Source organism: Acinetobacter stercoris (genome assembly GCF_900323515.1).
GTDB lineage: Bacteria > Pseudomonadota > Gammaproteobacteria > Pseudomonadales > Moraxellaceae > Acinetobacter > Acinetobacter stercoris.
In genome coordinates, this window is the sequence record NZ_OOGT01000130.1 from 1 (window position 1) to 11210 (window position 11210).

Here is an 11210-nt window from a genome sequence, read left to right on the forward strand (position 1 = left end):
GATTGTGGGTATATAACTCTTTGAAAATAAAAAATTTAGTGTAAACAATATTATTTATTAATATATTTATGGAAATTCAGTAAAGAATTTTAGGAAAACAATAGTCTAATACCATAGTCGTATAAATATTCAGTTTGGTTTGGGATTGACATTAAAAACAGTCATCGTAGGCGCAAATGATCATGACAGCGGGATAAAAAACTTTTAGCATGGCTGGTGTTAAAACAACAACGTGAATAGGGAATAATATGCTGGCTTATGATGCTGACTTAGAACTTTTTAGAGATAATTTTAAGCGTTTTATGGGGGAACATATTGCTCCATTTTATGAGCAATGGGAAAAAGCTGGTTTAATGCCTCGTTCAGTATGGTCACTTTTAGGGGAGAATGGCTTTTTATGTGTCGATGTCCCTGAAGAGTATGGCGGTTATGGTGTTCCTACCGAATATTCTTTAATGCTTGTTGAAGAATCAGCACGAGCAGGTTTTGCATCTTTATCAACTGCGATTTCTTGCCATTCGGAAATTGCAGCTCCTTATATCCTGCATATTGCTACAGAAGAACAAAAGCAGTACTGGTTGCCAAAAATGATCTCAGGTGAGGTTGTAGGCGCAATCGGTATGACCGAGCCTGGTGCTGGTTCAGATCTGCAAGCAATTCGTACCAGTGCAATTTTGCAAGGTGATCATTATCTGTTAAACGGTTCGAAAACTTTTATTTCAAATGGTCAGCATGCAGATTTAGTGGTGCTTGCAGTAAAGACTGATCCACAAGCCAAAGCAAAAGGTGTTTCACTGCTTCTGGTAGATACCCATCTTGATGGATTTAAAAAAGGGACAAATCTGGAAAAAATCGGTCTGCATTCACAAGATACTTCAGAGTTGTTTTTTGATAACGTTAAAGTACCGTCAAATCAACTACTTGGTAATGCTGGCCAAGGTTTTGCCTATATGATGCAGGAGTTACCACGTGAAAGAACATCTATCGCAGCAACAGCTTTAGGGGCAATACGTGGTGCAATTGACATAACCACACAATATGTCAAAGAGCGTAAGGCTTTTGGTCAGGCGATTGGTAGTTTTCAAAATACCCGTTTTGTTCTGGCTCAGGCGAAAATTGATGAGTTGGCTACAGCAGCATTTTATCATCAGAATCTTGCCCTATATAAAGAAGGTAAACTTGATGTAGAAACTGCTGCTGCATTGAAAAGCTTTAGTACAGATATGCAGATGAAAGTTGCAGATCAATTATTACAGCTCTTTGGTGGCTATGGATATATGAGTGAATATCCAATTTCACGTTTCTTTACTGATGCAAGGATTCAGCGTATTTATGGTGGTACGAATGAAATCATGAAAGAAATCGTTGCTCGTGGCATTTTAGGTAAGTAAACTTGATTGAGTATTAATAATATAAAGATATCAATAATATGAGTCTTATTATGTGGATTGCACAATATATGTTGCAATCCTTATTTTATAAATGGGTTCTTTCTTGGGGAGGAGCAGCTTGGCTGGAAGGCTGGAAAGCCATGTTCCTGTTTGACTGGATTACATCATGCTGGACAGCTGAGCTAATTCGTTTATATGCATTGATCTTATGGGTTATTGCAACCCTGGTATTTATCATTGGTGTATTTGTTCCAGATTTACGTTTTTAAATTTCGATTAACGATTTAGAACTTTAATCGTTTCCTGAATAAAAAAAGGTAAATCTTGAGTCGATCTGGAAGAAATGTACATATTATTGTCATTTATGACTTCTTGATCATATAAAACTGCACCTGCATCTTCCAGATCTTTATAAATTGATTGCATATGGGTAATACGCCGTCCTTTAATTACTCCAGCATGAATCAATAAAATTGGACTTGAGGGGCACATGAAAATAGGTTTTTGTGTATTTGCAAATTTTCGGACAAAAAGTACAAAGCGGTCATCTATATAGAGTCTTGAGGGCGATTCGCCACCAGGTAGAAGCAGTGCATCAAACTCATGCACATTGACTTCATCTATACCTTTATCAATACTGACTGAAATTTTTCGGTTTTTCCCATAAACGATATTTCCAGCTTTATTTTCTATATTGGTAACACTATTTCGCGTTGCACGAAAAGCTTCTACAGGTTCACTATATTCTGCATCTTCGAATTCATGCGTGACTAAAACAGCGACTCTTTTCTTCATTTCTATTGTGATTATTGTAAGTTAAGTTGAATATGACGTAGTTGTGAACTAACTTCAGTCTAATCTTTGTAATCAATGCGTGAAAGAAAGTAAAAAATTAGGAATTGATAAAATAAAAATATTTCATGATTTATTTGGATCAGTTTTTGAAATATAAAAAATTTAAATNTTGAATAGGAGTGTTGATAAAAAGCTAGTAAATACAATGTTTTGTTTGGTTTTAAATAAGTCAGGTATTTAAATGCAAAAACAGGAAACTTATATATTGCATAAGTAAAGAAAGCTAACTATTGTTATACTGCTTAAATTATACGATTTTTTAAAAAGGGCAGTATAAAAATGGTCCATGACGGTCAGAATACCTCAAATTCTCAAGATTTAGGACAAATTCGTGAAGAAATTGATTCCGTAGATCAACAAATTCAGCAATTGATTAATCGCCGTGCAAAACTGGCAGAAGCAGTCGCTAAAGCAAAATTTGCTGCTGAAGAGAATCCAATGTTTTATCGACCAGAACGTGAAGCTCAGGTTTTAAGAAACGTCATGGAGCGTAATGAAGGGCCTATTTCTGATGTCACTATGGCACGTCTGTTTCGTGAAATCATGTCTGCCTGTCTAGCATTAGAAGCACCACAAAGCATTGCATTTTTGGGGCCTGAAGGTACTTATACCCATTCTGCTGTGTTAAAACATTTTGGACATGATGCTATTGTTCGTCCACTGCCAACGATTGATGAAGTGTTTCGTGAAGTTGAAGCTGGTAGTGCACACTACGGTCTGGTGCCTGTTGAAAACTCATCTGAAGGGGTGGTAAATCATACTCTGGATTGTTTCAAGTCATCACATTTAAATGTCATTGGTGAAGTTGAATTACGTATTCATCATCAATTTTTAATTTCTGAAAATACGCGTAAAGACAGTATTAAACAGATTTATGCTCATCAGCAAACGTTGGCTCAGTGTCGTAAATGGTTAGATGCCCACTATCCAGGTGTTGAACGTGTAGCCTTGAGTTCAAATGCAGAAGCAGCGCGCCGTATTCGTAATGAATGGCATTCTGCTGCAATTGCTTCTGATATTGCTGCGAATATCTATGGTCTTGAGATTTTACATAGCAATATTGAAGATAATCCAGAAAATACGACTCGTTTCTTGGTTATTGGTCGTGAAAAAGTCCCACAAAGCGGGAATGACAAAACCTCATTGCTTGTGTCTGCGCATGACCGAGCAGGGGCTTTGCTTGAGATCCTGGCGCCATTTGCAAAACATAATATTAGTTTGACCAGTATCGAAACTCGTCCAGCATTACCTGAAAAATGGGCATACGTTTTCTTTATTGATCTTGAAGGACATATTGAGCAGGAAAATGTTAAAGCAGCCATTGCAGAGATTCGTCCTTTAGTGAAAGAAGTCAGGGTTTTAGGCTCTTATCCTGCGGCGGTGCTATAAGTCATTATGTCTGAAACACTGTTTAACAAGGTTGCATTTATCGGACTTGGGCTTATTGGTTCAAGTCTTGCACGTGTCATGCTTGCCGAGCATCTGGTGACAACCATCGTTGCTTCCACACGATCTAGGAAAACCTTGGAAGATGCTAAAGCATTAGGGTTGATTTCTGAGGGATATAGTGACCCGATTGACGCGGTAAAAGGGGCTGATCTGGTTATATTAGCTTTGCCTGTTCGTGCTACGCAAAAAGTATTGCAGCAGATCAAACCTTATTTAACTGAAAATGTCATATTAACGGATGTAGGTAGTACTAAAGGTAATGTCGTAGAAGCTGCAAAAGCTGTGTTTGGCGAACAGCTTCCTGCTGGTTTTGTACCAGGACATCCGATTGCAGGTGCAGAACATACAGGTGTGCATGCTGGTAAAGTGGATCTATTTGTCAATCACAAAGTGATTTTGACGCCACTAGCAACGAGTGCAACTCTAGCTGTCTCTAAACTGACCCAAATGTGGCAAGCGGCCAAGGCAGAAGTTATCTGTATGGATGTGGATAAACATGATGAAGTACTTGCACATACCAGTCATTTACCTCATTTGATGGCATTTAATCTGGTTGAGCAACTGGCAAACCGTGAAGATAATCTTGATATTTTCCGTTATGCTGCGGGTGGTTTTCGAGATTTCTCGCGTATTGCAGCCAGTGATCCACAAATGTGGCATGACATTTTTTTTGCCAATAAAAAAGCGATTTTAAACGCCGTAGATGGTTTTGAAAGCCAACTCAAAATATTAAGACAGTTGATTGAAGATGAAAACTCTCAAGCACTTATGGGGCTTTTGGGGCATGCTCAGGCAGCACGCCAACATTTCAATCATATGTTAGCCCAAAAACCTTTGATGGAGAAAAATAAGGTGACACAACAATTTACCATTTTGCCAGGAAACAAGACATTTAAAGGTAAATTTACCGTGCCTGGTGATAAATCTGTATCACACCGCTCCATCATGTTTGGTGCGATTGCTGAGGGAACCACCCATGTAACAGGGTTTCTTGAGGGTGAAGATGCTTTGGCGACTTTACAAGCTTTTCGAAGCATGGGTGTGAGTATCGAAGGTCCAAAAAATGGTGAGGTAACCATTCATGGTGTTGGTATGAATGGTTTGAAAGCACCAACAGGTGCCTTGTATATGGGTAACTCAGGAACCTCCATGCGTCTGCTTTCAGGCTTGCTTTCAGCTCAGGCGTTTGATTCCGTGATGACAGGTGATGCATCATTATCCAAACGCCCAATGGAACGCATTGCAAAGCCACTTCGTCAGATGGGCGCTCAAATTCAGACTACAGGTGAAAGAGGAACTCCACCAGTATCAATTGCTGGTGGCCAAAATCTGCAAGGTATTCATTACGATTTACCGATGGCATCTGCACAAGTAAAGTCAGGTATTTTACTGGCAGGCTTATGGGCAAAAGGTGAAACTTCTGTGACTGAACCTGAGCCTACACGCGATCACACTGAGCGTATGCTTCGAGCTTTTGGTTATGATGTAAAAACAGAAGGTAACCGTATATCACTTCAGGGTGGTGGGAAGTTAACAGCAACCGAAATACAGGTTCCATCAGATATTTCATCGGCTGCATTCTTTATGGTGGGAGCAGCAATTACTGAAGGTTCAGATGTTATTCTTGAAGCTGTGGGTATTAATCCTACGCGTACAGGAGTCATTGAAATATTGAAACAGATGGGTGCTGATCTGACTGTTGAAAATGAACGTATTGCTGGTGGAGAACCGATTGCAGACATTCATATCAAAGGAACACGAACATTAAAAGGTATTCATATGCCTGAAGATCAGGTGCCTTTGGCAATTGATGAATTTCCTGCACTCTTCATTGCCGCTGCATGTGCTGAGGGGCAGACGATTTTGACAGGTGCGGCTGAGTTACGTGTCAAAGAGTCTGATCGTATTCAGGTGATGGCAGATGGTTTAAAAGTGATGGGAATTGACTGCACCCCGACCGAAGATGGCATTATCATTGAAGGCAAGGGGAAAGCTGATGACTGGTCTGCTATTTTTAATGGCGGTGAAATCGAATCACATCATGATCATCGTATTGCCATGAGTTTTAGTATGGCAGGTCTTCGTACTTCTGGTGAGATTACGATTACTGGAACAGAAACTGTTGCGACCAGTTTTCCTACTTTTACTGAGTTGGCAAATCGGGCGGGTCTAGATATTCAGATCAGCGAGTTATAAAGTATTTGCCTTGGTAAAACCATAAAACTTTATTAGACTTTGTATGACAATAGCCAAGCAAATGCTTGGCTGTTTCGTTTTTATTGCTTATGCTTAATCCATACTATAAAAATGCCTTTGGAAGAAGTCATGAGACAATTACAATTTTATGCGAATCATAAAGAACATTCACAAGTTGATCAGGCGAGTGATGCAACTCAAAAATATGTGACAAGTTTATTATCCAGTAAACTACTTGATTATGGTTTTCATACAAACGAAGATCAGTCTTTGGATAGGGTTGAGATTCATGTTGAAGACCATCCCGTTGCATTATCTGTTCAATGTGATCAGGCTGATGAACAGGGGCATCTGGTTTGTCGTATTCACGCCCATGCAGACGAAGATCAACCGTGGTTTACTAAAATTGAGACACAGAGTGTCATCAAACAACTTGCTCATGCAATTGAAAACACTTTAAAAGATGATGATTCTTTTAGTGAGTTTGAATGGAAAGGCTAGAAAATTTTGTTTGTAAAAGTGAGTGTAAATATACACTCACGAATAAAATAATATGTTAATGATTTAAAAGGGTTAAAAACTCTTCATATTTCACTGTTTCCCCTAATTTAGGAAAAATATTTTTAATACTATTGTCATGTGAGTTTTCATTCATATCCGACATCACATCTGTTATGAGAACCACGTTGTAGCCTAATTCGGAAGCAAATCTTGCTGTAGATTCAACTCCCATGCTGGTTGCAATTCCACATATAAATAACTGTGTAATATTATTTTGTTTTAAATACTGATCCAAATCAGTATTGGTAAATGCACCCCAAGTTTGTTTGCTAATCAGTTTGTCCTGTGATTCCACTGTAAGCTCTGGCACAAGGTTAGCCCAGTCGGCTGGTGGGGGTGAATGTTCTCCCATATCGTTACGGCCTTTGGCAAAACCTGTGACATTTACGATAACAACAGAAATATTTTTTTGTCGACATACTTTGGCAAGTGTATCGGATTTGGTTACGATATCTCGTGCTGAATGGGCAAGTGGTAAAGATACAATCCCTTTTTGTAAATCGATAATAATCAGTGCAGCATGTTGATCTAATTGAGTTAGAGCCATTTTAAAATCCTTGTTGTATTGGGAGAAAATAAGCAAAGTTATATAAGTAACATAGGATTATTACAGTTAGTGTTATTGATTTATTAATAATAATGAGTGATCTTAAAGCTTAATTAAAATAATATTCCCATAAACTGAGAATATTATATTGATGGCATGTCAACGGACTCTATATTTTTACTGAAACATGTGTCAGATTTTGCTTATCGGTTTGAAAAGTGATTTCACAATCCATAAACATTTGAATAATCTCGGCTTGAGTTCTGGTATGTTTACTGATGATTTGTGCTGTAAACTCTCCACCATTCCCTAAAGCTAATGGTAATAATAGCTGATCAGTTAGATATTCATCTGCAGCAGCATCAGAATCTAAATAAATCCTGACTTCTTTAGCGAGATTTTTAGCAACATTTTCAGCAGGTTTACCTTTTTCACCTAATGCAGAAAAGACTTGAGTATGGTGTTCAAACTTCGCAATGACAAATGCACTATTGCCTTGGCTGATCCCTTGGAGATAGAGCTGTTTTTGGTGAGTTAGCTCTAATTTATTATTTAAAATGTCAAGCTCGCGTTGTGCAATGTCGGGTGGAATATTAAGAGTAGCCGCAAAGGCTTGTAGCTCAAGTAATTTGCCTCGTTTTAGTTTTGAATAATGCTTTCGACATAACCAGGGTTGAATATTGATATTGATTTGACCAGCACCAATTGGAAAAAAGCCTGCACGTAATGTATTTATGCCGATTTCTATCCCTATTTCTGCCAAAGTTGAAGCAAAACAATGCTCGATAAAATCCACTGTTGGTGCCATAGGATTATGTGTACCGCCGTGGATACTGATTTGGCTTGGATTTTCCTGAATCATCAGGGCCGGTAAAATGGTTTGTAGAACCAAAGTTGTACTGCCTGCTGATCCAATATGAAAATCATAATGACCAGCTTGAATATTTTGTGGGGAGAAATACAGGTTTTGTGAGTGCAGTTCAGCACCTTGTGTTTCTGCATGGCTGATTTGTTCAGATGCATTCACACACACCAGATGTTGGCGCATGAGCCCTGGTTTTTTGCGTCCAGCACGGATATTTTTCAGTTCAAAAGCTTTGCCTGTAATCATGGACAGGGCTAGGGCAGTACGTAAAATTTGCCCGCCACCCTCACCCACAGAACCATCAATTTGGATGGTTTGGTTTTTAAATAATGTATTCATTTTTATCCCAATTTAAAACTTTAATCACACCAGCCAAAATGAAGAAGGTAGTAATTACGATGATCTTCAATAACAAGGTCAGTATATTCAATATCATATGAACCATCTAAAACTCTCCAAGCATTTACTTCACTAGTGAATATTTTGTTGAAAGAGTTTAAGAAATGATGTTTAAGTGAGCCTCGTTCATGTTCATCGTATTTGGGTGAAAATTCCATTTGAAAGAACCAATGGTTTATTTCTTGACTTAAAGTTTGACTGAAGTCGTCAATTTTTTCATATGTCACTCTTAGATTGGATTGATTCTTAATTTTCTTATTTTCAATCATCCATTCAAAGAAAGATTGAAATTCGTTCTGAATGGTCTCATCAATGGAATTTTTAGCTTGAATTCGCTGAATAGAGTAAAAGCAATAACAATTCGCACCACTATTATTATTTGACATATTTTCTAAGAAACTATTTAGATTAGAGAGTTTTTCGTCAATACTATTGTTAAAAAAAGATTGCATTGAATAACTTACCTTAATTAATTTTGTTAGGTGAACATACTGTCAGTACATGGTGATGCTAAGTCAAATTTTACTTTGATTTTATACAAAGGTTTTAATGGTGCGTTGAGCTGGGCTCAGGTGTAAAAACATTCTCGAAATGTTAGCTAGCCCGCTCACTACTAAGCCACTACACATTGTTTTCAATCCTGTGTTGTGGAGATAAGGGATCTTGTACTCGCCCAGTATGTTCAAACTGCTCTATAAGCCGAAGCTTATGAATGCTTTAAGCTTCAAGTAAATCAATCTGCCAATTGTTTGCCTGAATTAATATATTAAGGTCACGCAATCTGGAGCTGATATCATCTGCCTGTTTCTGCAAATTAGGAACAGGAATGACCTTGTGCCATTTGATTTCACGTGTGCTATAACGATCTGGTTCGCGATGCGTATTGCTAATGGCACTGGTTAATATTTTATGTCGCTCTACAAGTTCATCACGTTTTGTAAGTAACTCGAGTAATGAGCGGCCATCTTTTAATATCGCTTTTGCATTGGTTTGATGAATCGCATAGATCAACTTTTCAGAATCACTGGTCAGACTAAAAACCTCTTTGAGTAAATCGTTCGGGTTTTCAGATGGCTCATCGCCTTCTTGAACCAATACATTACTGTTAATACGTTGTTGAAGTGAAGCAATTTTCTTTTGTTGATCACTACGTAATAATAATGCCTCTGCAAGTTTCATTTTATTTTCCTGATTTATCTAATGAATTAAAAATATCCACCTTCAGCTTCTGACCATATTTTATAACCTTCGAGTTCATGTTCATTAATAGTGGAAGCCTGAACAAAAAGTAAGGTGTAAGATGCTAAAGCAGCATAAGAAAGTGGCAAATGTCCTATACTAAAAATCTCATCATCTTCACCGTATTTACCAAAACGTAGTGTATTTTCATCTATATGGCTTGGAAATTCTGAATACTGGTTTTGATAAAGTGAGATATGCGCACCAAAATCATCAAGTTTCAGTATTTTTACGGCTTGAAGTTTTCCAGTTTCTAGTGGAGAAATATAAATTCCTCCCTCTATCAGTTTGATTGAATCGAGCTGGAGTGGAAAATATAGTGTATTCATCATTTATTACCCCTTCACACAAACAACTTGTCGTAGTGTATAAACCACCTCAACTAGGTCGTTTTGTGCTTTCATTACATCATCAATCGGCTTGTATGCAGAAGGAATCTCGTCAATCACTGCTGCATCTTTACGGCATTCCACACCTTGTGTTTGCTCAATCTGGTCTTCTACTGTAAAGCGTTTTTTCGCTTCAGTTCGGCTAAACACACGACCTGCACCATGTGAACAAGAACAGAATGCATCATGATTGCCTTTACCACGAACGATAAAAGATTTTGCGCCCATCGATCCCGGAATGATTCTATACTCACCTAATCGTGCACGTACCGCACCTTTGCGAGTCACCAGAATCTCTTCACCAAAGTGTTCTTCTTTATCGACATAATTGTGGTGGCAATTGACCGCTTCGACTTTTGCATTAAATGCTTTGGGTACAATTGTACGTAAAGCCTGAACAGCAGCTTCCATCATTAATTCACGGTTTTTCATAGCAAAACGCTGCGCCCAACCGACTGCAAACCAATAGTCATCAAAATACTCAGTCCCTTCAACTAAATAAGCCAAATCTTTGTCTGGTAAGTTAATGAAATGCTTTTGCATATCTTTACGAGCGAGTTCAATGAAATGGTTGCCGATAGCATTTCCAACACCACGAGAACCTGAGTGCAGCATAATCCAGACTTGTTGATACTCATCTAAACAGATTTCAACAAAATGGTTGCCAGTTCCCAAAGTTCCCAGCTGTTTATGATTGTTGGTATTTTTTAAACGAGGATGTTTGGCACAAATATATTCAAAATCCTTGACTAAATTTGCCCATTCCAGATCGACTCGCTCAGGTGTATTTTCCCATGAACCACGATCACGTCGTCCACGACCTTTGGTCATACCATGTGGAATCAAACGTTCAAGCTCTGTACGTAGTGCATGTAAATTATCAGGTAAATCAGATGCGGTTAAAGATGTCCGGGCAGCCATCATTCCGCATCCAATATCCACACCTACAGCGGCAGGTATAATGGCACCTTTGGTTGGAATAACACTTCCAATCGTTGCACCGATCCCCACGTGGACATCAGGCATGACAGCCATCCATTTGTAAATAAAAGGCATTTGTGCTGTTTTTAATAGTTGTTGTTTTGATTTTTCATCTACAGGCACACCTTTAGTCCACATTTTTACAGGTACACCTTTTGTATCCTGAATCACGTGATAAGCATGATTGTTTTCATTCTGTTTTTCGATTTGTTGGTCAATATTCAACATTTTACTTTCCTTTGCTAAACCTGCCTGCCAAGCGGTTACAGGCAGGTGAAATTAAATACATCCAATGATGTATGCTTGATATATTGCAGGGGGCATGCTAACTTTATTAT

General features: G+C 38.3%; 12 protein-coding genes. 5 read left to right on the forward strand and 7 right to left on the reverse strand.

Annotated features, from left to right (window positions below; all coding sequences use genetic code 11):
• Positions 1–248 precede the first annotated feature (248 nt).
• On the forward strand, positions 249–1391 hold the full coding sequence (locus tag KPC_RS13005) for an acyl-CoA dehydrogenase family protein (RefSeq protein ID WP_121974790.1): 1143 nt from the start codon (positions 249–251) through the stop codon (positions 1389–1391).
• Positions 1392–1429: 38 nt separating this feature from the next.
• On the forward strand, positions 1430–1660 hold the full coding sequence (locus KPC_RS13010) for a hypothetical protein (RefSeq protein WP_121974791.1): 231 nt from the start codon (positions 1430–1432) through the stop codon (positions 1658–1660).
• A gap of 7 nt (positions 1661–1667) precedes the next feature.
• Here the strand turns inward: KPC_RS13010 and KPC_RS13015 are convergent, their stop codons facing one another.
• Positions 1668–2186, reverse strand: a complete 519-nt coding sequence (locus KPC_RS13015) for a DJ-1/PfpI/YhbO family deglycase/protease (RefSeq protein WP_121974792.1) — start codon at positions 2184–2186, stop codon at positions 1668–1670.
• 339 nt (positions 2187–2525) lie between these two features.
• Here KPC_RS13015 and pheA point away from each other — a divergent pair, with 339 nt between their 5' ends.
• From pheA to KPC_RS13030, 3 genes are all read left to right on the forward strand, one after another.
• Positions 2526–3635: a prephenate dehydratase gene (pheA, locus tag KPC_RS13020; protein ID WP_121974793.1), complete on the forward strand. Its 1110-nt coding sequence runs from the start codon at positions 2526–2528 to the stop codon at positions 3633–3635.
• A gap of 6 nt (positions 3636–3641) precedes the next feature.
• The gene (locus KPC_RS13025) at positions 3642–5891 is read left to right on the forward strand and encodes a bifunctional prephenate dehydrogenase/3-phosphoshikimate 1-carboxyvinyltransferase (protein ID WP_121974794.1); all 2250 of its coding nucleotides are present in this window, start codon (positions 3642–3644) and stop codon (positions 5889–5891) included.
• 129 nt (positions 5892–6020) lie between these two features.
• Positions 6021–6392 (forward strand): hypothetical protein, encoded by a 372-nt coding sequence (locus KPC_RS13030; RefSeq protein WP_121974795.1) that lies wholly within the window; start codon positions 6021–6023, stop codon positions 6390–6392.
• Positions 6393–6447: 55 nt separating this feature from the next.
• Here KPC_RS13030 and KPC_RS13035 read toward each other — a convergent pair whose 3' ends face one another.
• From KPC_RS13035 to KPC_RS13060, 6 genes are all read right to left on the reverse strand, one after another.
• The gene (locus KPC_RS13035; protein WP_121974796.1) at positions 6448–6999 is read right to left on the reverse strand and encodes an isochorismatase family cysteine hydrolase; all 552 of its coding nucleotides are present in this window, start codon (positions 6997–6999) and stop codon (positions 6448–6450) included.
• Positions 7000–7168: 169 nt separating this feature from the next.
• Positions 7169–8203 carry an RNA 3'-terminal phosphate cyclase gene (rtcA, locus tag KPC_RS13040; RefSeq protein WP_121974797.1) on the reverse strand — a complete coding sequence of 345 codons (1035 nt, stop codon included), beginning with the start codon at positions 8201–8203 and terminating at the stop codon, positions 7169–7171.
• A gap of 20 nt (positions 8204–8223) precedes the next feature.
• The gene (locus tag KPC_RS13045; protein ID WP_121974798.1) at positions 8224–8715 is read right to left on the reverse strand and encodes a hypothetical protein; all 492 of its coding nucleotides are present in this window, start codon (positions 8713–8715) and stop codon (positions 8224–8226) included.
• Between the two features lie 265 nt (positions 8716–8980).
• Complete coding sequence (locus KPC_RS13050; protein ID WP_121974799.1) at positions 8981–9442, reverse strand: DIP1984 family protein; 462 nt, start codon at positions 9440–9442, stop codon at positions 8981–8983.
• 26 nt (positions 9443–9468) lie between these two features.
• On the reverse strand, positions 9469–9834 hold the full coding sequence (locus KPC_RS13055) for a hypothetical protein (RefSeq protein ID WP_227591470.1): 366 nt from the start codon (positions 9832–9834) through the stop codon (positions 9469–9471).
• A gap of 3 nt (positions 9835–9837) precedes the next feature.
• A complete protein-coding gene (locus tag KPC_RS13060) occupies positions 9838–11100 on the reverse strand; it encodes an RtcB family protein (protein WP_121974800.1) in 1263 nt (420 codons plus the stop codon).
• Positions 11101–11210: the final 110 nt, after the last annotated feature.

Coding starts and splice junctions, on each gene's coding strand:
- KPC_RS13055 (WP_227591470.1), bottom strand. CDS start 9,834: ATGATGAATACACTATATTTTCCACTCCAGCTCGATTCAATCAAACTG.
- KPC_RS13010 (WP_121974791.1), top strand. CDS start 1,430: ATGAGTCTTATTATGTGGATTGCACAATATATGTTGCAATCCTTATTT.
- KPC_RS13045 (WP_121974798.1), bottom strand. CDS start 8,715: ATGCAATCTTTTTTTAACAATAGTATTGACGAAAAACTCTCTAATCTA.
- KPC_RS13030 (WP_121974795.1), top strand. CDS start 6,021: ATGAGACAATTACAATTTTATGCGAATCATAAAGAACATTCACAAGTT.
- KPC_RS13015 (WP_121974792.1), bottom strand. CDS start 2,186: ATGAAGAAAAGAGTCGCTGTTTTAGTCACGCATGAATTCGAAGATGCA.
- KPC_RS13060 (WP_121974800.1), bottom strand. CDS start 11,100: ATGTTGAATATTGACCAACAAATCGAAAAACAGAATGAAAACAATCAT.
- KPC_RS13025 (WP_121974794.1), top strand. CDS start 3,642: ATGTCTGAAACACTGTTTAACAAGGTTGCATTTATCGGACTTGGGCTT.
- KPC_RS13050 (WP_121974799.1), bottom strand. CDS start 9,442: ATGAAACTTGCAGAGGCATTATTATTACGTAGTGATCAACAAAAGAAA.
- pheA (WP_121974793.1), top strand. CDS start 2,526: ATGGTCCATGACGGTCAGAATACCTCAAATTCTCAAGATTTAGGACAA.
- KPC_RS13005 (WP_121974790.1), top strand. CDS start 249: ATGCTGGCTTATGATGCTGACTTAGAACTTTTTAGAGATAATTTTAAG.
- KPC_RS13035 (WP_121974796.1), bottom strand. CDS start 6,999: ATGGCTCTAACTCAATTAGATCAACATGCTGCACTGATTATTATCGAT.
- rtcA (WP_121974797.1), bottom strand. CDS start 8,203: ATGAATACATTATTTAAAAACCAAACCATCCAAATTGATGGTTCTGTG.